This window comes from Luteibacter sp. dw_328 (genome assembly GCF_018449605.1).
Classification (GTDB): Bacteria; Pseudomonadota; Gammaproteobacteria; order Xanthomonadales; family Rhodanobacteraceae; genus Luteibacter.
This window is the reverse complement of sequence record NZ_JAAVUW010000004.1, coordinates 336,525-360,266: the sequence shown is the minus strand read 5'-3', so window position 1 is coordinate 360,266 and position 23,742 is coordinate 336,525. Positions and strand designations below refer to the sequence as shown.

At 64.5% G+C, this 23,742-nt stretch carries 24 protein-coding genes; 5 read left to right on the top strand and 19 right to left on the bottom strand.

The window, feature by feature from the left end:
* Window positions 1-19: 19 nt before the first annotated feature.
* From fliD to HB634_RS11905, 14 genes are all read right to left on the bottom strand, one after another.
* Window positions 20-1,378 carry a flagellar filament capping protein FliD gene (gene fliD / locus HB634_RS11970; protein ID WP_213948723.1) on the bottom strand — a complete coding sequence of 453 codons (1,359 nt, stop codon included), beginning with the start codon at window positions 1,376-1,378 and terminating at the stop codon, window positions 20-22.
* Window positions 1,379-1,486: 108 nt separating this feature from the next.
* Window positions 1,487-2,905, bottom strand: a complete 1,419-nt coding sequence (locus tag HB634_RS11965) for a flagellin (protein WP_213948722.1) — start codon at window positions 2,903-2,905, stop codon at window positions 1,487-1,489.
* Window positions 2,906-3,389: 484 nt separating this feature from the next.
* On the bottom strand, window positions 3,390-4,586 hold the full coding sequence (flgL, locus tag HB634_RS11960; RefSeq protein ID WP_213948721.1) for a flagellar hook-associated protein FlgL: 1,197 nt from the start codon (window positions 4,584-4,586) through the stop codon (window positions 3,390-3,392).
* Window positions 4,587-4,588: 2 nt separating this feature from the next.
* A complete protein-coding gene (gene flgK, locus HB634_RS11955; RefSeq protein ID WP_213948720.1) occupies window positions 4,589-6,460 on the bottom strand; it encodes a flagellar hook-associated protein FlgK in 1,872 nt (623 codons plus the stop codon).
* A gap of 37 nt (window positions 6,461-6,497) precedes the next feature.
* Window positions 6,498-7,505: a flagellar assembly peptidoglycan hydrolase FlgJ gene (gene flgJ / locus HB634_RS11950; protein ID WP_213948719.1), complete on the bottom strand. Its 1,008-nt coding sequence runs from the start codon at window positions 7,503-7,505 to the stop codon at window positions 6,498-6,500.
* A 1-nt stretch (window position 7,506) separates the two neighbouring features.
* Window positions 7,507-8,634: a flagellar basal body P-ring protein FlgI gene (locus HB634_RS11945; protein WP_213948718.1), complete on the bottom strand. Its 1,128-nt coding sequence runs from the start codon at window positions 8,632-8,634 to the stop codon at window positions 7,507-7,509.
* Window positions 8,634-9,314, bottom strand: coding sequence for a flagellar basal body L-ring protein FlgH (flgH, locus tag HB634_RS11940; protein ID WP_159893539.1), 681 nt, complete (start codon window positions 9,312-9,314; stop codon window positions 8,634-8,636). Before flgH ends, HB634_RS11945 begins: the two co-directional genes overlap by 1 nt.
* A gap of 8 nt (window positions 9,315-9,322) precedes the next feature.
* Entirely contained in the window at window positions 9,323-10,108 is a 786-nt protein-coding gene (gene flgG / locus HB634_RS11935) for a flagellar basal-body rod protein FlgG (RefSeq protein ID WP_107914320.1), read from the bottom strand.
* Between the two features lie 62 nt (window positions 10,109-10,170).
* Window positions 10,171-10,911: a flagellar basal-body rod protein FlgF gene (flgF, locus tag HB634_RS11930; RefSeq protein ID WP_107914321.1), complete on the bottom strand. Its 741-nt coding sequence runs from the start codon at window positions 10,909-10,911 to the stop codon at window positions 10,171-10,173.
* 67 nt (window positions 10,912-10,978) lie between these two features.
* Complete coding sequence (gene flgE / locus HB634_RS11925; protein ID WP_213948717.1) at window positions 10,979-12,205, bottom strand: flagellar hook protein FlgE; 1,227 nt, start codon at window positions 12,203-12,205, stop codon at window positions 10,979-10,981.
* Window positions 12,206-12,226: 21 nt separating this feature from the next.
* Window positions 12,227-12,877, bottom strand: a complete 651-nt coding sequence (locus tag HB634_RS11920) for a flagellar hook capping FlgD N-terminal domain-containing protein (protein ID WP_213948716.1) — start codon at window positions 12,875-12,877, stop codon at window positions 12,227-12,229.
* Between the two features lie 9 nt (window positions 12,878-12,886).
* The gene (gene flgC, locus HB634_RS11915; protein ID WP_213948715.1) at window positions 12,887-13,300 is read right to left on the bottom strand and encodes a flagellar basal body rod protein FlgC; all 414 of its coding nucleotides are present in this window, start codon (window positions 13,298-13,300) and stop codon (window positions 12,887-12,889) included.
* Window positions 13,297-13,716, bottom strand: coding sequence for a flagellar basal body rod protein FlgB (flgB, locus tag HB634_RS11910; protein WP_213948714.1), 420 nt, complete (start codon window positions 13,714-13,716; stop codon window positions 13,297-13,299). The genes flgC and flgB overlap by 4 nt, the downstream gene beginning before the upstream one ends.
* Before the next feature lie 226 nt (window positions 13,717-13,942).
* Window positions 13,943-14,860, bottom strand: a complete 918-nt coding sequence (locus HB634_RS11905; protein ID WP_213948713.1) for a chemotaxis protein — start codon at window positions 14,858-14,860, stop codon at window positions 13,943-13,945.
* Window positions 14,861-15,010: 150 nt separating this feature from the next.
* On the opposite strand from HB634_RS11905, the gene HB634_RS11900 reads away from it, so the two are divergent.
* The 5 genes from HB634_RS11900 (at window position 15,011) to HB634_RS11880 (ending at window position 19,201) form a co-directional block, all read left to right on the top strand.
* Entirely contained in the window at window positions 15,011-16,318 is a 1,308-nt protein-coding gene (locus HB634_RS11900) for a methyl-accepting chemotaxis protein (protein WP_213948712.1), read from the top strand.
* Window positions 16,315-17,016, top strand: coding sequence for a flagellar basal body P-ring formation chaperone FlgA (gene flgA, locus HB634_RS11895; protein WP_213948711.1), 702 nt, complete (start codon window positions 16,315-16,317; stop codon window positions 17,014-17,016). The genes HB634_RS11900 and flgA overlap by 4 nt, the downstream gene beginning before the upstream one ends.
* A 103-nt stretch (window positions 17,017-17,119) precedes the next feature.
* Window positions 17,120-17,425, top strand: coding sequence for a flagellar biosynthesis anti-sigma factor FlgM (gene flgM, locus HB634_RS11890; RefSeq protein ID WP_063571686.1), 306 nt, complete (start codon window positions 17,120-17,122; stop codon window positions 17,423-17,425).
* Entirely contained in the window at window positions 17,422-17,868 is a 447-nt protein-coding gene (locus tag HB634_RS11885; protein ID WP_063571685.1) for a flagellar protein FlgN, read from the top strand. The genes flgM and HB634_RS11885 overlap by 4 nt, the downstream gene beginning before the upstream one ends.
* Window positions 17,869-17,920: 52 nt before the next feature.
* Entirely contained in the window at window positions 17,921-19,201 is a 1,281-nt protein-coding gene (locus HB634_RS11880; protein ID WP_213948710.1) for an HDOD domain-containing protein, read from the top strand.
* 141 nt (window positions 19,202-19,342) lie between these two features.
* On the opposite strand, the gene HB634_RS11875 is transcribed toward HB634_RS11880, so the two are convergent.
* From HB634_RS11875 to HB634_RS11855, 5 genes are all read right to left on the bottom strand, one after another.
* Window positions 19,343-19,750: an MAPEG family protein gene (locus HB634_RS11875; RefSeq protein ID WP_213948709.1), complete on the bottom strand. Its 408-nt coding sequence runs from the start codon at window positions 19,748-19,750 to the stop codon at window positions 19,343-19,345.
* An 18-nt stretch (window positions 19,751-19,768) separates the two neighbouring features.
* Complete coding sequence (locus tag HB634_RS11870) at window positions 19,769-20,824, bottom strand: TMEM43 family protein (protein ID WP_063571682.1); 1,056 nt, start codon at window positions 20,822-20,824, stop codon at window positions 19,769-19,771.
* A 28-nt stretch (window positions 20,825-20,852) separates the two neighbouring features.
* The gene (locus HB634_RS11865) at window positions 20,853-21,704 is read right to left on the bottom strand and encodes an MBL fold metallo-hydrolase (RefSeq protein ID WP_063571681.1); all 852 of its coding nucleotides are present in this window, start codon (window positions 21,702-21,704) and stop codon (window positions 20,853-20,855) included.
* A 10-nt stretch (window positions 21,705-21,714) separates the two neighbouring features.
* On the bottom strand, window positions 21,715-23,415 hold the full coding sequence (ggt, locus tag HB634_RS11860; RefSeq protein ID WP_213948708.1) for a gamma-glutamyltransferase: 1,701 nt from the start codon (window positions 23,413-23,415) through the stop codon (window positions 21,715-21,717).
* Window positions 23,416-23,479: 64 nt separating this feature from the next.
* Complete coding sequence (locus HB634_RS11855; protein ID WP_063571679.1) at window positions 23,480-23,737, bottom strand: YfhL family 4Fe-4S dicluster ferredoxin; 258 nt, start codon at window positions 23,735-23,737, stop codon at window positions 23,480-23,482.
* Between the last annotated feature and the right edge of the window lie 5 nt (window positions 23,738-23,742).

The following is a 23,742-nucleotide window of genomic DNA, read 5'->3' as shown; positions in this document are numbered from 1 at the left end:
TGTGTCCTGGGGTTTCCGGTCAGTTCTTCGACGTGGACAGCGCGTCGAACTGCTGCTGGAGGAAGCTGCTCGTGCTGCTCAGCTTGGTCATCATGGTGTCGAGCGCGGTGTACTGCGTGGTCAGGCGCGTCGTGTAGTCCTGCATGGTGACGTCATAGTCACTCTGCTGCTGCGCAATGTCCTTGGCTTTCTGGTTCAGATTGGCCGTGCGCTCGGTCAGGATGCCGCTGGACGAGGTCCAGCTGGTGATCATGGCGTCGAGCTTCGGCGCGATGCCGTTCGCACCACTGAGCAGGTTCTGCGTGGCCTTGGGATCGGACGCGAGCGCCGCCGTCAGCTTGGTCGGGTCGAAAGCGAGCGTACCGTCCACCTGGAACGACACGCCGAGGTTGCTGAGCGAGGTCGGACCCGGCGCATTGCTCGCCAGTTGGGATCCGATCAGGCTGGTCACCTGGCTTTTGAGCGAGGTCACCGTGGCGTCGCCGATGAGCGCACCAACCTCGTTGGTGGTCGAGTCGTACTTGGTCAGCGACTGATAGGTGGAAACGAAGGCGTTGTACGAGGTGACCAGACTCTGCAGCGCTCCGGAAACCGCCGACGGATCGTTGGCGATGGTCAGCGAGCTGGAGCCGACCTTCGACAGGCTGAGGGTCACACCGTCGATAGCGCCCGTGACCGAATTGGTCGTGCTGGTGGCGGGCGTACCGTCGATCGTGAACTGCGCGTCCTGCGCCTTGGTCGTCGCCGTATCCGTCGTCGGATCGAAATCCAGCTTCGACAGGTTGCCATCGCCACCGCTGGTGGAAACGGTAAAGGCATTCGCCGCACCGGTCGCGGTGGAGGTCAGGACGAGATGTGCGCCGTCCGTACCGGTAACGATGCTGGCCGTGACGCCGGGATTGTCCGAGGACTTGTTGATCGCATCGCGAATGTTCTGCAGCGAATTCGCGCCGGACGTGACATTCAGATTCATCGACTTGCCGCCGATGGAGATCGACAGGCTTCCCGTACCGGCGGCGGAGGTCGCGTCGGTAAAGCCTGCGGATGTCGTCTTCTGCACGGTGGCCAGCTGGCTGACGACGATGTTGTAGTCGTTCGGCTGGGCCGTAGCGTCGGCGCTCGCGCCGATGATGGTGGAGTCGCCGACCGAGGTCTTCTGCGTGGTGAACGCGGAACCGTCGGTAAGCGCCTTGATCGCGGCCTGCAAGCTCGTCAGTGATGACGTGAAGTTGCCGATCGCGGAAACCTGGGTGGTGTTGTCGGTGGCCTGTGCGGCCAGCGCCTTGTCCGTCGCTGCGCGCTTGTTAGCAACGAGGTTGCTGACGATGGACGCGACGTCGATGGAGCTGGAGCCGAGTGTGACGGGTGTAGTGGCCATGAAGCTCTCCTGGGGGACGCCTCACTGCCCTGGGCGCCAATTTGTCGACGGCTGGCCCCCTTGCGAGGACCAGCCGCAGACAACTAAGCAATTACCCTGCCAAGCTTGTTACTGGAGCAGCTTGGTGACGATCTGCTGGCTCTGGTTGGCCTGGGCGAGGACCGAGACGCCGGCCTGCTGCAGGATCTGAGCCGAGGACATGTTCGCCGTTTCCTGGGCGAAGTCGGCGTCGGTGATGGCCGACTTCGACGAGGTCAGGTTCTGCGAGATGTTCTGCAGGTTGGAGATGGTCGAATCGAAGCGGTTCTGCACCGCGCCGAGGGTGGAGCGCAGGTCGGAGACCGACTGCAGGGCGGCATCGATGCGGTTGATCGTGTCGTTCGCGCCGTCGACCGTCTTGACGGTGGCGTCGGCGAGGGTCTGGGTCGTGCTGACCTTGTCGTCCTGCGCCGTGATGCCGAGGGCGGTCGCAGCAGCCGAGCCACTCGTCGTGACGGAGATCTCGGAAGCCGAGGAGAACTTGAGCGAGCCGTCGGTCGACACGTAGGCATTGATGCCCTTGCCCGACTTCGAGTTGATCGCGTCAGCCACATCCTGCATGGACTTGAACGAGCCGGTCAGGTCGAAGGAGTTGCCACCCACCGTGAAGGACGCGTCGCCAGCGACGAGGTCGATGCTGGTGGCGGTCTTTGCGACAGCGGCGGTGGAAGCACCCGACGTGGAGACAGCGATGGCCGTGGCCGGGAGGCCAAGCGTTCCTTGAGCGGTGCCGCCAAAGGTGATGGAGTTGGTTGCGTCGGCCGTGACCTTCAGCTCGCCGGTCGTACCGTCCACCGAGGCAACGCTCGAGCCAGCTGCCTTGTTGATGGCGGTAGCCAGATCGGAAACGCTGCCGTAGGTGCCGGCGGCAACGTTCACAGCGGCGGCGGCGCCGAGCTTGATCGTCAGGTCGCCGGTGGCGAGGGTCAGGCCCTTCGGGAAGGAAGCAGCGGCAAGCGAACCGGTAGCCAGCTGGCCGACCTGGTTGGCCTTCATGCCGCTGTTGAGGTTGACGTTGATGACTTCACCGACGTTCGCGCCGACCTGGAAGCTGAGGTTCTGGGCGGAGCCGTCCAGGACCTTCATGCCGTTGAAGTTGGTCTGCGTGGCGATACGGGTGACTTCCGACAGACGCTGCTGGACTTCGGCGTCGAGTGCCGAGCGGTCGCTGTCCGAGTTGGAAGCGTTGGTCGACTGAACGGCCAGCTCGCGGATGCGCTGCAAGTTGTTCGTGACTTCGTCGAGAGCCGATTCGGTCGTCTGCGAGAGCGAGATGCCGTCGTTGGCGTTCTGGACGGCGCGGTTGAGGCCGTTGATCTGCGTGGTCATGCGGGTCGAAATGGCGAGGCCGGCGGCGTCGTCCTTCGCGCTGTTGATGCGGTTACCCGACGACAGACGCTCGATAGCCGAGGCGAGCTTCGTCTGCGAAGCGCCCAGGTTACGCTGAGCGTTCAGCGACATGATGTTGGTGTTGATGGTCAGAGCCATGGGAATAATCCTTTGTAAGCGGAACCGAAATGCCGGAGGTTGTGCGGCGTAGTCCGGCGGGGTTCCGTAATGGAAGCCTTCCGCCTCAGAGAGGTTTACGGCACGCCGGGAAGAAACTTGAGAGCTTTTTCTGCCTGTCAACAACTTTCTTGATCAGGGTCCGGAAGAAACTGCGCCCCAGGCTCTGTCGGGTTCCTTATCGGCACATGACGCCCGGGGTTTAGGCTTATTTTCAAGCCAGCTCAACCACGAGGTTGCCAGCCTCAGTCCCTCCAACAAAGCGGGCTCGGTGGGAGCCGACTCATCGGCGAATGGCAAATAAACCCGCGGCGCAGCCGCGACCTTGAGGTTGCTGGCCTCAGTCCCCCACCGAAGGAAGAGCTCGCCGATGAATCGGCTCCTACAAAGAGCGGAGCGGGCAGGCAACGAGCGGCCAAGAAAAAAGGCGGCCATCGGCCGCCCTCCTTTCCACATGTCGCGGTCGTTACTTCAGATAGTTGAACAACGACAGATTCTGCATCTTGACGTACGACTGCTGCGCCGCATCGAGGGCGGCCTGTTGCTGCGAGAACTTGCTCGCGGCGCTGGCGACGTCGAGTTCCGTCAGATCCGACAGCGTGCTGGCGTATTGCAGCGACGTATCCGCGCTGATCTGCGTCTGCTGATCGAGGATGTTCATGCGGGCACCGATCTTGGTGCGCGTGTCGGTGAAACTCGTCTGTGCCTGGTCGAGGTTCTGCAGCTGCGCGTTGAGCTGATTGTTCATGCCCGCACCACCGCCCGGGGTTTCGAAGGCATTGATGATGCCGGCCACCGTCGAGAACACATCCTGTGACGAGGACGGCCCGACAGCGAACGAGTCACCCGTGGAAGGCGTGCCGGTGACATTGAGCTGGGCACCCTTGAAATTGATCGTGCCGCTGTCGCCCGAATACGTGCCTGTCGAAAGCGCCGGACCGGTGGGGTTCGTCGCGTCGTGTATTTCATAGGTCGTGGGCGAGGTGAAGTTCACCGTGTAGCTACCCCCATCCCACTGCGATGCATCTGTCACCGACGTTGCGCCAACCACGGCGGTACCGGTATTGGTCGCGCCGGCCGATGTCACGAAGGTACCGTTGCCGCCACGGATCGACATGAAGACATCGGAACCGCTGTCGCCCGTGGCGACCTGCAGGCCCGCCGCAGCCGCCACCATGCGCTGGTTCTGGTCGCCGCCATAGCTGACGCTGAGATCGGACTGGGTAAACGGCTGGGTGGAAGTACGGCTACCGGCGAAGAGGTACTCGCCCTGCCCGTCCTTCGTGTTGCCCAGGGCCACAAGCTGGCCGAGCGTCTGGCGTAGCTCGGTGGCGATGGACTGTCGCGACTCGTCGGTTTGCGTGCCGTTCATGCCTTCCAGGGTGAGCGTGCGGATGCGGTCGAGGATATCGCCCGCTGACGAAATGGTGCTCTCCTCGGCCGACAGCTTGGTATTCGCCGACTGGATATTGCGCGTGTACTGGTCGTTCTGCGCACTGGCCGAACTGACGTCGACCGCGCGGGCCGCCGCCGCAGGATTGTCCGCAGGCGTCTGGATAGCCTTGCCGTTGCCGAGTGCGAGCTGGGTCTGCGACAGGTCGTACTGGCGATCCAGCATCGTGTTGACGGATTGCTGCGCGCTCCAGGATGTCGAAATACGCATAATCAGCCCTGCACTGCGGTTAGAAGGGAGTTGAAGATCGTGTTGGCGGTGTTGATCACCTGCGCTGCAGCCGCGTACGACTGTTGGAAACGCAGGAGATTGGCCGCTTCTTCGTCCATGTTCACGCCGGACAGGCTCTGCTGTGACGCCGTCGCCTGGTCGAGAATGCTTTGCTGCGCCGTCAGCGCGGTGTTCGCCTGTGAACCGGCCGTGCCCACCTGGGCGATCAACTGGCTATAGGCCTTACCCACCGTCGTCACGCCGTTGTCGAGCACACCCTTGGTGGCAACGTTGGCCATGGCGAGTGCGTTGCCGTTATCGCCGCTTGCCGAACCCGCCGGTTTTACCGAGAACGTGTCGTTAGCGGCAGGCGCGCCCGTCAGCTTTAGCGTCCAGCCCGGTCCGGTGATGGTGTCGCCGTCCGCGTAAGTCTGCGGGGCGCCGCCATTGATGGAATAGGTCGTCGGCGAGGTGAACGTAATCGTGGCTGGGGTGTTGAACGCTGGATTCGTGACATCCGTGACCGTGAGGTTGCCGAGTACGCCCTTTCCGGTGTTTCCCGCGCCCTTGGTGGCAGCCAGCGGGCCGGATGCGGCGATTTTGTTGGTATCGCTGACGGCCACGGCCATCGTCGAGGCCGCGTTGCGCGTCGGCTGGATCTGGAAGCTGTCGCCTGCGGCGGCACCTGCGCCAACGGTGACCTTCAGGCCGCCGACCACGAAGGGATCCGCCGCCGTGCCCGTGCCCGTCATGGGAACAGTGACACCGGCCGTCGTGGTCGCCGACCAGTTGGTGCCGTCGTACCGCATGATGTAGTCGGAAGCATCGAGCTTCGAGACGTCGCCGACCGTGGCTGTCACCGAGCCGGTGCCCTTGTTCGTCGTGCTGTTGAACACGGCAGGGTCGGAAATGCTGAAGAAATCGCCGCCGGCGGCACCGTTCAGATCGATGCCCTGCGCGCTCTGCTTGTTGAAGGCGTCCGTCATCGCGATGGCCGCGCGGCCGAGCTGGTTGCGCGCCGGGTCCAATACGTTGGTGCGGAAATCGAAGGTCGCGCCGAGCGAACCCGAACCCAGCTGGTTGCTGATCACCGAGCCGCCGGGGCCGACGACTTCGAGCCGTGACGCGTCGTACTGGTTGTTCGCCGTGCTCAACGTGGTGGCGTTGGTGCCGCTGACCAGCGGCTGGCCGTTGCCCACCGAGACCGTATACATGTGATCGGTGTTCTGGGTGACGTTCACACCGACGATCTGCGACAGCTGGGCCACCGCCTGGTCACGTGCGTCCAGCAGGTCGTTCGGTACCGCACCGCCGGCATAACCCTTCCCGATCTGACTATTCAGATCAGCAATGCTCTTGGCCAGCGAATTGATGCTGTCCACGGCGGCGCTGATCTGCTGGTTGGTCTGCTGGTCGAGTTGCTGGAACTGCGAAGACAGCGACTTGAACGTCGCGACCAGCGTGTTCGCCTTGCCGATCATGGCCTGGCGGCTGGCCGTGTCGATCGGCGCATTGGCCACGTCGCTCACGGAACCGAAGAATCCGTCGAGTGCCGTCTGCAGGTTTGCCGAGCCACTCACGGCATTGTTTACCGAGGCAGTGAGGTTGGCATACTGCGACGCGCGGCTCTGCCCGGAGTTCGCCGACCACACCGACTGGGTCAGGAACTGGCTGTACGCACGCTGCACACTGATCGCGTCGGCACCCTGGCCGACGTAATACCCGCCGCTGTACTGAGGCGCCCGTGCATTGAATGTCGTCGTCTGCCGCGTATAGCCCGCGGTATTGACGTTGCTGATGTTGTGACCAACGGTGGCCAGGCCCACTTGCGAGGCAAGCAGTCCGGATACACCGGTGGAGAGCAGATCGGCCATCGTCTATTCCTTCGTTTAACTCGTCGTGGGCCCGTGCTTACAGATCGCCTGCGACTTGCTTGAGCGCTGCGAGCGCCTGCTTCATCACTGGCCCATTGGCGATATCGGTGAGCTTCTGCGCGTAGCTGGGGTCGGTGGCATAGCCACCATTGGTCAGCGCATGCGCGAAGCCGGCAATATCGTCGCCACGGCCGACAGCACTCGCGAAGCGCGGGCTGCTGGCGACCATGTTTGCGTAATCCTTGAACGAGTCCGAGGGGGAGTCGTAGGCGCGGAAGCTATCCTTCTTGCGCACGGCGACACCGTTTTCGTACTCGAGGGTGGGGACGTTGACCCGCTTGCCGTCCCAGCTGCTGCCAGCCTTGATGCCGAACATGTTGTTGCTCGCCGTGGTGCCTTGCGCCGGCATGTGCTTACCCCAGCCCGTCTCGAGGGCCGCCTGGGCGAGCAGAGCGCGCACCGAGACACCGAGCTTCTTCGCCGCCTCGATCGCGTGGGGCGCGAGCTTCTGTACGAAATCTTCGGGACTGGTAATGGACATCTTGCCCACGGCGCTGGCCACCGCGTTCGCACCGTCGCCAACTGCCTGCCCCGCCTTACCGAGCAGGCGTTCGAGCGAGTCCATGAGACCGCTGTCCTGGTCCGACTTGGACGAGACGGCATCGGCCGTCGTGGCATCACCGGTCACACCGGTGAATAGCCCGTTGTCGGCCGAGTCGGACTTGGTTGACGGTGTCCCACCGAGCTGCCGCATCAGCATGTCGGCGATACCGATGCCCTTGCCTTGCGACAGTGTCACCGACAACTGGTGATCGAACATGTCGCGATACGAGTTGGCGGCCTGCGAGCCCATCATGTCGTCGCCCAGCGCGGAACTGGCGTCGCGCATGGACTTCAGCATCATCTGCGTGAAGATGGATTCGAACTGCTTGGCAACCGTCGGCAGCGCTGCCTTGGAGTTCTGCTGTGCGGCCGCGCGCAGGCCGGCAAACCCGGACATGTCCGAGTAATTGCCAAGCTTCTGTGCGTCGACCGTGCTTGCCATGTCAGATGACCACCAGTTCCGCGTGCAGGGCGCCGGATTCCTTCAACGCCTGCAGGATCGAGATGAGATCGCTCGGCGATGCGCCAACCTGGTTCACCGCCCGCACGATAGCGTCGAGGCTGGTGCCCGGACCAAACTTGAACATGTGGCCGCCGTCTTCGCTCACGGCCACCTGGCTGCTCGGCACGACGGCCGTCTGGCCACGCGAGAACGCATTCGGCTGGCTGACCTGCGGTTGCTCGCTGATCGTGACCTGGATGGAACCGTGAGCCACGGCGGCCGCGCCAACCTTGACATCGGAACCGATCACGACCGTACCGGTACGCGAGTTCACGATGATTCGCGCCGGCGCATCACCCGGAGTGACTTCCAGTGCCTGGATGGTCGAGAGCCACGAGACGCGCTGCGACGGATCCAACGGCGCACGTACGGCGACCGAACCAGAATCCATGGCGTTGGCCGTGCCCGAGCCAAAGCTGCGATTCACCGCCTCCGCGATACGGGCGGCGGTGGTGAAGTCGGCGGTGTTGAGATTGAGCATGAGGTCACCGCCCTTGTCGAAGGAGGACGCCACGCTGCGCTCGATGCTGGCGCCGCCCGGAATGCGGCCGCTGGCGGAAATGTTGACCTGCACGCTGGAGCCACTCTTGCCCTGCGCACTCACGCCGCCCACGATGACGCTACCCTGTGCGATGGCGTAAATGTTGCCATCGGCACCCTTCAGCGGCGACATGAGGAGTTCGCCGCCGCGAATGCTCTTCGCATTGCCGATCGACGCGACGGTAACGTCGATGCGCTGACCCGGCTTGGCAAACGGCGGCAGCTCAGCCGTGATCGTCACGGCCGCGGCATTCTTCAGCTGCGGACGCACGTTCGCCGGCACGGTCACGCCGAACTGCTGGAGCATGTTCTCCAGGCTCTGGGTGGTAAAGGGAGCCTGGCTGGTCTGGTCACCGCTGCCGTCGAGGCCGACGACAAGGCCGTATCCGATCAACTGATTGGTGCGCACGCCGCCAACCTGGACCAGGTCGCGGATGCGATCGGCCTGCGCCGGAACGATGGCGCCGAGGGCCAGCACAGCCACGGCCGTGCGGACGACGCTGCGAACGCGGAGTGCGAAGGTCTTCATCAGAACGGCATCCACTTCGAGTCGAAGAAGCGCGACAGCCAGCCGCGCGTATTCGAATCGGCCAGCGTGCCCTTGCCGACGTATTCGATACGGGCGTCAGCTACGCGGCTGGACGGGACGATATTGTCGTTGCCGATATCCTGGGCGCGAACGATGCCGGAGATACGCACCAACTCCTCACCCTGGTTGATCGTGAGCCACTTCTCACCGCGCACGATGAGCGCGCCGTTGGAGAGACGCTGTGCCACGGTGACCGTGATCTGGCCGGTCAGCGCGTTGCTCTGGCTCGAAGAACCATCGCCGGCGAACGAGTTGTCGCTTTCCAGCGTGCTATTCGCCGTGTTGCCACCGATCTTCAGCCCATGGCCGAGGATCGTGGGAGCGGTGATGTTGTTGCCGTTCTTCTTGCTGGTGGCCGTCGTCGCTTTCTTGCTGGCCTGCGTGCTTTCCACCAGCGAGATGGTCAGGATGTCGCCCACACGATGCGCGCGCGGATCGGAGAACAGTTCCAGCGACGTCTGGTCGGCGTAGATCGAGCCGGTCGCCTGCGGTGCGGCCGTCTGTTCGGGCGGCAGCGTGGCGGTGTACATCGGCTTCGGCGTCGGCGGCACGATCGCGCAGCCCGTGAGGGCGGCGAACGGCAGCGCGGCGAGCAGGATGCGTGCGAAGGAACGATTCATGACGTGTCTCAGGTCTTGTTGGAGATGAACTGAAGCATCTGATCGGCCGTCGAAATCGCCTTGGAGTTCATCTCGTAGGCGCGCTGGGTCTCGATCATGTTCACCATTTCCTCGACGACATTCACGTTGGACGCTTCGAGGGCATTCTGGTCGAGGGTGCCCAGACCGTTGAGGCCGGCGGTGCCCGTCTGCGGAGCGCCGCTGGAAGCGGTCTCCAGGTAAAGGTTGTCGCCACGCGGCTGCAAGCCGGCGGGATTGACGAAGTCGGCGAGCTGGATCGTGCCGATCTGCTGCGACGCCGCGTTAGCAGCGGTGGTGACGCTCACCGTGCCGTCCTTTCCGATGGTCACCGTGCTGGCATTGGCGGGGATGGTGATGGAAGGCTCGAGCGGGTAACCATCGTTGGTCGTGATCTGGCCATCCTGGTCGCGCTTGAGCGAACCATCACGCGAATAGCCGACCGTGCCGTCCGGCAGGGTCACCTGCAGGAAGCCACGACCGTCGATGCGTACGTCGAGCGGGTTGTCGGTCTGCTGTGAGCCGCCCTGGTCGAACATCTTCTGGGTGCCGACGACACGCACGCCGGTACCCATCATGAAGCCGGTGGGCGACTGGGTCTGCTCCGTCGTCTGTGCACCGGCCTGGCCGCGGTTCTGATACGTCAGATCCTCGAACTCGGCGCGGGCGCGCTTGAAGCCCGTGGTGTTCGTATTGGCCAGGTTGTTCGAGACCACGTCCATGCGCGTCTGCTGCGCATCGAGGCCGGTCTTGGCGATCCAGAGGGACGAGAACATCGTTGACTCCTGCGCTTGGGCGCTTTACATGCCGGCGACGGAAATGCGTCGCGTGGCGGTGGTTAACCCACCTGTAGCAATTTCGATGCCGACTGGGCGTTGTCGTCGGCAGTCTTGATGGAACGGACCTGCATTTCGAACTCGCGGGACAGGGAAATCATCTTCACGAGGACATCGGAAGGGTTGACGTTGCTCGATTCGATCGTGCCGGAGACCACCCGCACATCGGCGTCCGCCTGGGGCGTGCTGCCGTCTTTCATGTGCATGAGGCTGTCGCTGCCGTAGGTCAGCTGGTCGTTGCCGGGGTTCACGAGCTTGATGCGGTCGGTGGTGGCGATGGTGGACGGCGATTCACCGAGGGGAACGACGGAAATCGTGCCATCGGTGCCGATCTTCACACTGGAAGCCTGTGGGATGGTGATCGGACCGCCGCCGCCCATGACGGCATTGCCCCGTGCATCCGTCAACAAACCGTCGGCGTCGATGCGCAGGTTGCCGGCACGGGTATAGCCCTCATTGCCGTCCGCACCCTGCACCGCAATCCAGCCGTCACCCTGCACCGAGATATCAAGATCGTTGCCGGTCTGCATCTGCGCGCCGGGGGTCGTATCCCAACCTGTGCCCTGGGCCACGCCGTTGATGCGCGTCTGCATGCCGTCGCCCTGGACCGGCAGGCTCTGGAACGCCGACAACTCCGACTTGAAGCCGGTGGTGTTGGCGTTGGCCAGGTTGTGTGCCACTTCGTCCTGCGCGCGCATGATCTGCGTGGCGCCGGTCATCGCGACATATACGGAGCGGTCCATGGCGGAATCCCTGGTTCGATTGCGGAAACGTACTGGCGCGGCCCGGAGACCGCGCCAGCTGTCACGCTTAGTTACGGATGTTGATGATCGTCTGGGTGAGCGTGTTGTCGGTCGAGATGACCTGCGCGTTCGCCTGGTAGTTGCGCTGTGCCTTGATCATATTGACCAGCTGCGCGGTCAGGTCGGCCGTGTTCGACGCCTCGAGCGAACCCGACTGTACGCTGCCGACATCGCCGGAGTTCGCCACGCCCTGGATCGCCTGGCCCGAGTCCGAGGACGCCGCCCAGTTGGTGTCGTTGAGCTGGCGAAGACCCTGGTTGTTAGCGAAGGTGGCGATGGCGAGCTGGCCGAGCGGCACGCTCACGTTATTGGAGTACTTCGCCGAAACCGTTCCGTCCTTGGCAACGTCGATGTTCGAGAACGTGCCGGCGGCATAGCCGTCGTTCGACACCGCCGTGGTCGACGAGGAGTCACCGAACTGCGTGACCTTGCTCATGTCGACGGTGAGATTGAGTGGCGCGGCACCCGGGTTCGGCGATACCGAACCGTAGTTGAGCTTGCCGCCGGCCGGGGTGATGATCGCGCCGCCCGCACTGAAGGTCATCTGCTGGGCCGTACCGATTTCGGTACCGTCGACGGTCATGTGCGTGTTCCACGTATTGGGATTGGTCGCATCCTTCACGTAGTACATGTTGACCGTATGCGAGGCACCGAGGGAATCGAAAGCCTGGAACGTCGACAGCGTGTTGTAGGTCTTGTCGTTGGTCGGATCGAATGCGCCACCGGTCGGCGCCGTGGCGCTCGCGGCAAGGTTCGCGGTCAGGCCGATGGCAGCCGACGCCTTGGCGGGACTGGAACCGGTGGTCAGTTTCAGGTCGGCCAGGCTGCTGATATCGAAACCGCCGTTGGCGGTTGGCGGATAGACCTGCACGTTCTGGCCGGTTGCATTGACAACGTTCCCGTTCTCATCGGGATGGAAGTTGCCCGCGCGGCTATAGGAGTAGCCCGAGCCGTCACGCAGGGTGAAGAAACCCGCGCCGCTGATGGCAAAGTCGTAGGAGTTGCCGGTCTGTGTCGCGGCACCGTCGCTGAACTGCTGGGAGATGTTGGTCAGGCGCACGCCGCTGCCGGCGACCTGGGCCGAAAGATTGTTTCCGGCTGCCGAGTAGACCTGCGAGAACTCGGCACGCGAGCCCTTGAAGCCCACGGTATTGACGTTGGCGATGTTGTTCGCAGTGACTTCCAGGTCGGAAGACGCCGCATTGATGCCGCTTAGGGCGATGTCGAATGGCATGGTGGAGGTTCCTTGCTGGAGTTACAGGATTTGCGCGATCTGGCTGAGCAGGGCGCCGCCGAAGCCGGCTACCTGCACGTAGGTTCCATCGGTACCGGAGGCACCGACGCCTTCCACCTTGCCGCGAACGAAGGTATCGATCGCCGTGCCGCCGGAAGTTGCGGACATCTGGTAAACGCCGTCGGGCAGCTGCGCGCCGGTGTCGGACTTGCCGTCCCAGTCGAACTTGGCAAGGCCGGCGTCCGGCTGGCCGAGGTCGATCGTGCGGACGACGTTGCCCGCGGTGTCCTTGATCTGCACGTTGACGTAGGTCCCGGAGGTGCCCACGTTCACGGCGCCGCTGAGCGCGGAATCCTCGAGCTTGCCGGCGGTCGACGGCACGAGCACTTCCTGGCCCACAAGAGCGGCAGCGCGCACGAACTGGTCACCGGTGAGGCCGGAGGCCAGCGTGTCGAACGAGGCCTGCAGCTCCTGTGTCGCTGCCACCTGAGAGAACTGCGCCATCTGGGCCACCATCTGGGTGGAGTCCATCGGCTTGGTCGGATCCTGGTTGGTCATCTGGGTGACCATGAGCTTGAGGAAGTCCGACTGGCTCAGCGTCTGCTGCTGCAGCTGGCCGGTCGATGACGATGATGAAGATGAGGAACTGTTACCGCTGACGGCGTCTACCATGGGAATTCCTTACTTGCCGAGGTCAAGCGTCTTCTGCATGAGCTGCTTGGCGCTGTTCATGACTTCGACGTTGTTCTGATAGGAGCGCGACGCGGAGATCATGTTGACCAGCTCGTCGACCGTGTTGACGTTGCTTTGATAGACATTGCCGTTCGCGTCGGCGAGCGGATTGGACGGCTCGTAACGTGCCTGGATCGGTGCCTGGCTTTCGGTGATGCCGAGCGTGCGCACGCCGCCGTTTTCCATCTGCCCGTTGACCTGCTGCTGCACGGCCGAAAACAGTGGCTGCTTCGCGTGATAGGCGCCGGCCTCACTGCTGGCGATGCTGTCCGCGTTGGCCATGTTGCTGGCCGTGGTGTTGAGCCGGGCCGACTGGGCTGCCATGCCGGAGCCGGCGACGTCGAAAATCTTGAGCAGGCTCATGAGCTGGATCCTGAAATGGCCATGCGCATGGCATGGATCGACGAGGTAATGAAGCTGAGCGACGCCTGGTAGTGGATGGCGTTGGCGGCGAACTGGGCCTGTTCGACCTGGGTATCTACCGTGTTGCCGTCCATCGTGGGCTGGGTCTGGACGCGATAGGCGAGCTTGTCAGCGTCCGTCGCGGCGAAGGCCGGGTTGCCGCCGATGTGACCGGCTTCGGTTGCCGTCATCTGCAATCCCGGGCCATCGGCCGTGCCACTGGCAGCGGTCATCGCCTTGCGAAAATCGAGGTCGCGCGCGAGAAAGCCCGGCGTGTCGGCGTTGGCCAGGTTCGACGAAATGACTTCCGCACGGCGCTGCCACAGGCCAAGGGCCTGGGCGTGTACGCCTAATAGCGGATCCGGTTTGTCGATCATGGGCTTGACCCCCTCGTTAGCTTGGCCCGAGGGGTTGAGCAAGAGGCGTGCCACGCCGGACCCAGACATGCGAAACGGCGCCGTGGCGCCGTTTGTGTGGGATCGAAGCGATGATCTGGGCGAACGTGCCGGAATTCTGGCGCCCTGCCTGATGGCGTCGGCGACGGATGACCGTCGTTCACGTGAGGGAGGGACGGGCGAGCCCGCCGCCCGCGAACATCCCGATTCAGGCCGGCAGGAGGTCCAATACCGCGGTCGCGAGGATGTCCGGCTGGAACTTGGCGATGAATTTGTCCGCACCCACGCGAGCCACCATCGCCTCGTTGAACACGCCGCTCAACGAGCTGTGCAGGAGGACCTTCATGTGCCGTAACTGCGCATCCTCGCGGATGGCGGTGGTCAGCGCGTAACCGTCCATCAACGGCATTTCGATGTCCGATACGACCAGGTCCACCCGATCGGCAACGGGGCCGCCGGCCATCGTGCGCAGCTTTTCGAGCCCTTCGCGTCCATCCTTGGCGATGACGCATTCGAGGTCCATCTTGCGGAACAGATCGACCAGCTGCGTGCGGGCGACTGCCGAGTCGTCGACGACCAGGATGCGGCGGTTGCCGGCCTGCTGCACATGGGCGGCCTGCTGGACACGATCGGAAAGCTGCACCACGGTGGGGTCGACGGAAGCCAGTACCTGCTCCACGTCCACGACCGCGAGCAGATCGCCGTCCAGCCGGGTCACCGCATTGACCCGCGAGCCGTAGCCGAGCGCTGCCGGAGGCGCATTGAGGTTGGCACCATCCACATGGACGATGCGATCGACATCGGAGACCAGGAATCCCTGCACCGAGAGGTTGAATTCGGTGACGATCAGGTGTGCGCTGTCGACGCTGGCAAGCGCCGGATAGCCCATGGCGGCAGCGAGGTCGATGACCGGGATCGTGCTGCCCCGATAGTCGAAACTGCCCGAGACCAGCGCGTGCATGCTTGGCATCCGCTCCAGGCGCGGCCGGCGAAGCACCTCGCGCACCTTGAACACGTTGATGCCGAACGCCTGTCGATCACCCAGGCGAAACAGAAGCATCGCCACGCGGTTATGGCCCGCCAGGCGGGTAAAGGTTTCCACGGTGTCGAGCAGCGGTCGGGCCATGACGTGCGAGGCATCTACAGAAGGTGTCGCGAACGGTATCGGCGGGTCTGGTCGTTTCTGTAGCCACGCTGATGGCACGCCGATTGCATGACTCAAGTCCTGAGGCTCCCGACCGATTAAGTGGGGCGACCATCCGATGAAAGCGAAATCATGACCCTCCTCTGGAGCCAGCACGTCCGCCTCCTCGCCCACGCAGCCGCCCAGGGCGATGCGGCGCGCGTTCGCGCCCTCTCCGCACAGTACCCGGCCGCTGCCAGCGCCCTTGGCGCCCTGCTTAAGCCTGCGGAGCCGCGCACCGCGCCGGCAACGACCATCCAGGCGATCGAGCAGCAGGGCATGGTGCTGACCAACGCCCAGGCGCTTGGTGGCACCCTGCTGGAACTCGGCAAGGTAGTCGAAGGAGCCCGCGACACCGCCGGACGTTTGACGGACGCCAGCGCCAGGATTTCGACGGCGCTCGACCAGGCCTACGCCGGCGCGGTCGGCATGGGCGAGTCGGGCAGCCAGGGCCTGGCCACGGCGGGCGACCTCGACGGCCAGCTGCGTCTGCTTCGCAGCGCACTGTCGGGCATGAGCCGCAACCACGCCCAGTTCTCCGAATATTTCACCGCGATCCGCAAGTTGACCGCGACGGTGCAGGACATCGCCCACCAGACCAACCTCGTTGCGTTGAATGCGGCCATCGAGGCCGCACGTGCCGGTGAAGCCGGTCGCGGATTCGCGGTCGTTGCCGACGAGGTCAAGCAGCTCGCGGAAAAGACGACCCAGGCCACGGCCGAAATCGACCAGACCACCGAAGCTGTCGGCCAGTTCGCCGGTCAGCTCGACGACGCGGTGCAGAACAGCCTGCGTCGCCTCGACCAGACCCAGTCGGGCATCGCCGGCATGCAGGCTTCGATGGGCCGCGTGGACGAAGCCGCCCGCGGCGCGCGTGGCAACATCGACGCGGCCCGCGAAGGCATGGGCGCGCTGCAGGGCCGCATCGCGGCGATCCAGGCCACCCAGGGCACGCTCGGCCGCGTGACCAACGAGGCTCGCCGCCAGGCCGACGCCGCCGCCCGTGCCGCGGTGCTTGCGCATCGGCTCGGCCTGAGCCGCCTCGAAACCGAGGGCGATCTCGACGCCGCCAGCCTCAGCCAGATGATCCGGGAAGCCAGCCAGGGTCTTCGCTTCGCCGTGGAACTCGCCTCGCGCGATCCGGCCAGCCTCGATCGCCGTTGGCTCGACACCACCCCGCTCATGCGTTGCATCGACCAGTTCCGCGTGCGCCGGCCGGATAGCCCGACCGATGGCATCCGTGCCGCCGGTGAACGCTTCTCCGCGCTCGCCTCGCAATACGCCATCACGCTGGGCGAAGGCCGGCATGCAGACGCAGGCCACATGGTCGCCGACCTCAACCGGGAACTGGATGCGATCACCCAGGGCCTGTCGGCATCGCTGGCGGAACGCGCCGCGTGAAGGCATCCACCTTCGCCCGCGGTATCACCGTGACCGCCCTGCTCGGCCTGCCGCTATGCGCGGTAGCCGGGCAGACGGTGGAATCGGTACGCGCGGCGGCGGTGACCTGGCTGCTACAGAACCGCGCCCTGCCCGGCGCACGCATGACCGCCGACGCCGACTCGCTCGATAGCCGGCTTCGCCTGACCGAATGCCCGAAACCGCTCGAGTCCTCACTGCCCGGCAACCGGCCACTCGGCGCACGCGTCAGCGTGGCCGTGCACTGCCCCGTCCCGGGCGGCTGGACGGTGCGTGTGCCGGTCCGGGTCAAGATGTTTACCAACGTGCTGGTGACCACCCGGCCGCTGGCACGCGGCGATGGCGTCGGCGCGGGTGACGTGCACACCGAAGAGCGTGACGTGGCCAGCCTCGCCTATGGCTACATCGCCGAACCGGGTCAGGTCGACGGCCGCTCCCTGGCCCGTCCACTGAGTGCCGGCACCGTACTGACACCCGGCATGCTGGCCGGTCGACAAGCCGTGCGCATCGGCGACTCGGTCAGCATGCAGGCCGACGTCGAGGGCGTGGTCATCCGCGTCGCCGGCGTGTCCATGGGCGCCGGCGATACCGGCACCCGCCTGAAGGTCCGCAACGCCTCATCCGGAAAGGTACTCGACGCCGTGGTCACCGGCCCCGGCACCGTCGCGGTACTGCCATGAACAAAATCCCAACCCGGTCACACTTCGCGGCCCAGGGCCAGTTAAAGTTCGCCGACAGACCGCCGATAAAGGGTTTGAAGGACACCAGCTCCGAGGAACACACATGACGACGACGATCAAACCCGGTATCCAGGCCCCGCAGCCCCAGGTGCAGCTCCGCACCCAGAACCAGGCTGCAGGCTCCGCCGCCTCCACGCAGGGCGCCAGCGCCGTGCGTCCGAGCGACGACAGCGTCAAGATCACCGACTCGGCCAAGGCGCTCGACGCCGCCAGCCGTGGCGATGGCATCGACACCAAGCGCGTCGACGAAATCCGCAGCAAGCTGGCCGATGGCACCTACAAGCCTGATTCCCAGGCCATCGCGAGCAAGTTTCTTGCGATGGAAGGCCAGATCGGCGGCAAGGCATGACCGATCCGCTCGGCTCCGACTTCGACGCGGCCGTTCGCGCCGTCATGGGCGAACTCGCCCGTGAGGTCGACGCGCTGCACGCCACCCTGATCGACGAGCGCATGGCGCTCGATCAGGCTGACACGCATGCGCTCGACACCGTCAGCCGGGTGAAGGGCAAACAGCTCGACCGCATTGAAAAGCTCGACACGGAGCGTCGCCACCTGGGCGACGCCGCCGGCGTCGACACGCTGAACGATGCGCGCTGGACACACACGATCGAACGCCTGGTCGAGTGCCGCAAACTCAATGAAGTGAACGGCCGCATTGTCGGCCAGCGAATCGGCCACGTTCGTCAGGCGCTTGCGCTGCTTGCGGGCGATTCGCCGGGTGGATCGACCTACGGCCCGAAGGGCGACACCGCGCGGGTAAAACTGCGTTCCGCCACTATCGCGCAGGTTTAATCCCACCCACAAACATCCCCAGGCTCACCCAGACGGCGCACCAACAAAAGCAATGGCAGTGACCCCCCAGCCGACAGCGGTGAATGACGACGGTATTCTCCCGATCGTCCGCGTGCCCATCCTGGACAGGAAGCAGGCGCTCTTCGCCTACGAACTCCTGTTCCCCCGCCCCATCGGCAGCGATATCGACGCCGCGGCGCTTGCACATACGCAGGCGACGCTGAGCGCTATCGCCGATGGCAGCCTCAAGCGCCTCGTCCGTGACAATCGTGCTTTCCTGCACATGTCGCCGCAGCTGCTCCTCGAGCACGCGGACATCCTTCGCCACAACGCGCGGCTAGGCGCCAGCATCAGTGCCGATGTCGGTACGGATGACCACTTGCTGGAGAAGCTTCGCGAGCTGAAGGGCCATGGCTGCCTGTTCATGCTCGAAGACTTCAACCTGCCCGCCGATCCCGAACACCGGGCCGGCGTGGACGCGTTGCTGCGTATTGTTCAGTTCGCGAAGGTCGCGGTGGATCATCGCCATCCGGTCGCTGCACGCGCGCACATGGACTATGTGCATGCGTTCGGGGTCAAGGTAATCGTCACCGGCATCGATACGCACGAGACCTTCGTCGATTACGCCGACCAGGATGTCGACGGCTTCCAGGGCAAGTACCTGCTGCGCCCCGAGCGCGTAGACATGCCACGCCTCGCCCCGAGCAAGCTCGGCGTGCTGCGTCTCATGGGCGCCCTGCAGGATCCCGAGAACGGCCCCGTCGAACTGGGCAAGATCATCCGCGACGACGCTGTCCTCAGCTACAAGCTGCTGGGCTGCGTGAACTCCGCTTACTTCGCCCTGCCCCGCCAGCTGAAATCGGTCGAGCAGGCCGCGGTGTTCTTCGGCGTGAACCGCATGCGCAACTGGATTTTCACCATGGCCGTGTCCGGCATGGACGAGCGCCCGCCGGAACTGCTTCGCCTCGCTCTTATCCGGGCCCACATGTGCGAGAAGCTGGCCCGCACGATTAAGCCCGAACTGCAGGAAATGGCCTTCACGGCCGGCCTGTTCTCACTGCTCGATACCCTGATGAATGTCTCCATGGCATACGTGCTCGAGCACCTGCCACTGGCGATTGAAATCCGTGAAGCCCTGCTCGAAGGCGCCGGTCCGTTCGCACCGCTCCTTGACCAGATCCGCCACTGGGAACAGGGCGAACTGGAGAGCGACTCGGCGCTGCGTACCCAGCACCTGCAGACGATGGCCGCGATGTACGTCGAAGCAGCCAGCTGGGCCGATCATGTCTATGCGTTCGCCGATGGCACCGCCGTCGTCGAAGCCGAAGCCTGACCTGCAAGGCACTGTGGGAGCCGATTCATCGGCACTGTGGGAGCCGATTCATCGGCGATCCCGCGGCAGCGGGCCGGGTTATCGCTAGCACCCTATCGCCGCTGAAGCGGCTCCCACAAGGGGCCGCCGCTGAAGCGGCGCCTAAACCGTGGCGGCGATCACGTGGATCACCACGTATTGCCAGATAAGCATCAGCGCCATCAGGCCGATGACCAGCAAGGTCAGGCCGGCGCCGATGGCGCGTCCGGGCGAATTGCCCGCCGCCCGCGACAGACCCACGGCGTGGACGAGTCGCGCAATCACCAGCGCCACACCGAACGCATGAAGCAATAGCGGCACGGTCTGGTCGAGTTCGAGAACCAGCAGGAGGATCAACGCCAGCGGCACGTATTCCGTGGCGTTGCCATGCGCACGAATGGCACAGGCAACCGCACGGTCGCCACCATCGCCCAGGCCGATGCGCGTGCGCCGGCGGATGAGCATCACGCGGACCGCCAGGCCGAGAATAAGCAGGGTCAGCAGTGCCGCGTAAAGGCCGGTGATACGCATGGTCTCGCTCCTGAAGGGTCAGTCGGACGGCGATGCCGAGCGCTGCTGGACGCGCCAGATCGCCAGGCCCGCGCCGAGCACGGCAACGAGCAACCATACGCTTGCCGTCATCGCGTCGCCAGCCAGCCACATCACTCCCGCCACGGCGGGCACCACCACGGCACCGATACCGGCGGCGAACAGCACATCGTTGCGCAGGCGGCTTGTGCATGCCAGCAGCAACGCACCCAGGGCCGCTAGCACGAACGCCGCGAGGCGAACCAGCAGCACCGCCTGTGGCGGCTCGGGCAGGGCGGGCAGAACGTCGAGCAAACTGCGGTCGCCCACCTGCACATCGAAGCCGGGATCGCCATCCTTCGGCTCACGCGCCGCCAGCGTATCGCCGTCGATGCGCGCCAGCACCGTCATCGACTGCACCGGCACGGCTTCCCAGCTGATCCGAAGGTCGCCCAGGCGCGGATTGGACGGCTTGCTGCTCGTCACGAGCTTGTCGTCCACGCGCTGGAAGGTCGCAGCCAGGTTCGCTGGCAGCTTGTGTTCGTCAGGCGCGATGTCGATCCGTCCGGGGAATGCGCGGATGATCGGCGTGGACAGCTTGAAGTTGCCCAGCTTTACTTCACCCGCTTCGAACTGACGCCCCTGGATAGGGAAGGCACCCGGATTCACGTGTCCCGCCGGCTTGGCGAAGTTGGTCGCATCGATGGGACGATCGACCCAGTCCAGTTCGTAATGCGTGCTGCCCCCCACCGTGATCTCGCGCCACTGGAACATTTCCACGTGACGGATGAGGATCGGCGAATCGGCCCGGACGTTGAACTCCGGATCGCGCGGTGCGTCGAGAATCTGTGGCGTGCCACTGACACGCGTCATCGAACCGTACTGCCCGGCGGAGGGCCGTCCCTCTGCACCCAGGTCCAGCACCGGCGAACCGTGGCGCGCTATCGCTGCGCCGTAGTCCATGACGCGGTGTTCGTTCCAGGCGATCAGGCCTAGTCCCGCAAGCAATAGCACGGCACCGGTAACGCGCGCGCTCCAGGCCATGCCCGTGTCTTTCATCTTGTGTTTCGACTTCATCCTGCCCCCGTGCCCGCTATCGGCGTCCTTACGCTTCGATGCCGCTTAGTCGTTCATGCATATCGGCAGCCGTGTAACGGCCTTTACCGTCCCGTTCCACGGACGCCATGGCGCAACCGTGGTCGTGGGTAAAGAAAAGCTTTACGCCACGTGCGATCTTGTCGTCGAGAAACACCCGTTTCTCATCGATCAGTTTTTCCGGCCAACGGTCGTAACCCATCGTTACCGGCAAGTGCACCCATGGCCGGCCGGGGATGAGATCGGCGCAGAACGCCACGCCACCCACCTCCGCGAGCATCAGGCCCGGGGTGTGGCCTTCGGAAAATTCGAAGCGCACGGCGTCGCCCAGTGACGAGGGCCGTCCGGCCTCGACAAGTTCGAGCCGGCCGCTCGCCTCCAGCAGACCAATCAGTTCGGGAATGAACGAGGCGCGGTCGCGAGGATGCGGATCGCGTGCACGCGCCCAGTGCTCGGCGCCCACCAGGAAGCGTGCGTTCGGAAACAGCAGGGTCGCCGGGCACCCTTCCACCCAGGGCGCCAGCAAGCCGCCTGCGTGATCGAAGTGCAGGTGGGACAGCACGACGACGTCGATGTCCTCATGGCGAAGACCGACCTCGGCGAGCGAATCGAGCAACACGTGGCGATCTTCGACCACGCCGAAGCGTTCGCGCATGGCCGGGTCGAAGAAGGCGCCGATGCCCGTCTCGAACAGCACGTTCCTGCCATCGAGCCCGGTGACGAGAAGGCAGCGACAGGCGAGCGGGATGCGATTCTCCGCGTCCGGCGTCACCCAACGCGACCACATGGCGCGCGGCGCATTGCCGAACATCGCACCGCCGTCGAGCCGCTGCGAGTTGCCGATGAGTGACCATAGCTTCATGCAGGCAACCTTACTGCACCTTGCCCAGGCCCGACGGGCGACGCGGATCGCTGGCGGCGTCGAGCTTGTTCGTCCGGTGGTCCCAGGTCACCACGTTCATGAATCCCCAGGGCGAGCGGTTCCGCAGTACATGCCCCATGTCCGTCAGCGCCTTGGTCGTGGCATCGTCGAAAACGCCGGCTTCCACATCGACGCGGTCGGGCAGGTACTGATGGTGATAGCGCTTCTGCGCCGTGATCTCGGAGGCGCTCTTGCCGTCAATGAAGGCGAGAATGCCCTCCAGCACCTGCGTGATGATGGTCGAGCCACCGGGCGAGCCGATCACGGCCGTACGGTCGGCACCGAAAACGAAGCTGGGCGACATCGACGACAGCATGCGTTTACCCGGTTCCGGCGCATTGGCCAGCGCGCCGCGCAAGCCGAAGGCATTGGGCTGGCCCGGCACGAGAGCGAAGTCGTCCATTTCGTCGTTGAGCACCACACCGGTGCCCTTGGCGATGAAGGCCGAGCCGAACTCCAGGTTCACCGTGAGGGTGGAGGCGACCATGTTGCCGTCGGCGTCGATCACCGAGAAGTGCGTGGTGTGCATGCCCGGCTCGGGCGCCATCGAGGTCGGCAGGAGATCGGACGGCGTGGCCTTGTCCGGTGAGATCGTCGCCCGCAGGCCATCGGCGTAATACGCCGAGAGCAGCATGTCGAGCGGCATCTTCACGAAGTCGGGATCGCCCAGGTATTCGTTGTGATCGCGGAACGCGCGGCGCATCGCCTCGATCGTCAAATGCGTCGAATGGGCGAGATCGAGCTTGGCCAGGTCGAAGCCCGACATGATGTTGAGCACCTCGGCAATCGCCACGCCACCCGACGACGGCGGCGGTGCGGTGACGATGCGATAACCCTTGTAGTCGATGCTCAGCGGCTGGCGCTCCTTCGCCTGGTAAGCCTCGAGATCGGCGGCGGTCCAGTTGCCGCCAGCGCCACGGGATGCGTCCACGAGCAGCTTCGCGGTTTCGCCCTTATAGAAACCGTCGTGCCCCTTCGCCGCGAGACGCTGCAGGGTCTTCGCCAGATCCGGCTGCCTGAGCGTCCAGCCGGCGGTGGGCACCTTTCCGCCCGGAAGGTAGACGGCCGCCGATGCCGGATAGCGTGCGAGCACGTCCTTACGGTCATCGATGGTGCCGAGGAAGCGTGCGTCGGGCTGGAATCCTTCGGTGGCGATGCGGATGGCCGGAGCGAGGGAGACCGACAGCGGCAGCTTGCCGTAGTGCGCCGCCATCCAGACCAGGCCGGCGGGCTCACCCGGAATCCCGGCGGAGAGCGGGCCATTGGTCGACACGTCCCGGTTCGGCTGACCGTCCTTGCCCACATAGACCTTCATGTCGACGGCCTTCGGCGCGGTTTCACGTGCGTCGATGAATACGTCGCGATTGTCGGAAGCGCGATGCAACAAGGCCATGAAGCCGCCGCCGATGCCCGAACTCTGTTGTTCGACCACGGCGAGCGTCGACGAAACCGCGACGGCTGCGTCAAAGGCGTTGCCGCCCTTGCCGAGCACTTCGAAGCCCGCGTTGGTGGCCAGGTAATTGGCGCTGGCGATGGCGGCGTGGCCGGGGCCTTTCGACGGCGGCGGTGCGTTCTGGGCACTGGCGCAGCCTGCGCCGACAACAAGAAAGAGACTCGCGGCGAGCACGCGCCACGACGGGGCATGGACCATGGGGTTTCGCTCCGGGAAGGGATATCGCTATCGGCGAGATTAACCGATGAGACCGGGCAAGGGCTTACGAGGCGGCCTTCGCCATCAGGTGCTCGTACTTGAGCATCAACTGGTCACGCGATTCGACGCGGTCCGGATCGTTCGGGATGCACTCGACCGGACAGACCTCGACGCACTGGGGAACGTCGAAATGGCCCACGCACTCGGTGCACAGGTCCGGATTGATCTCGTAATAGACCTCGCCAAGCGAGATGGCCTTGTTCGGGCACACGGGTTCGCAGACGTCGCAGTTGACGCAGGTGTCGAGAATGATCAGGGACATAGCTA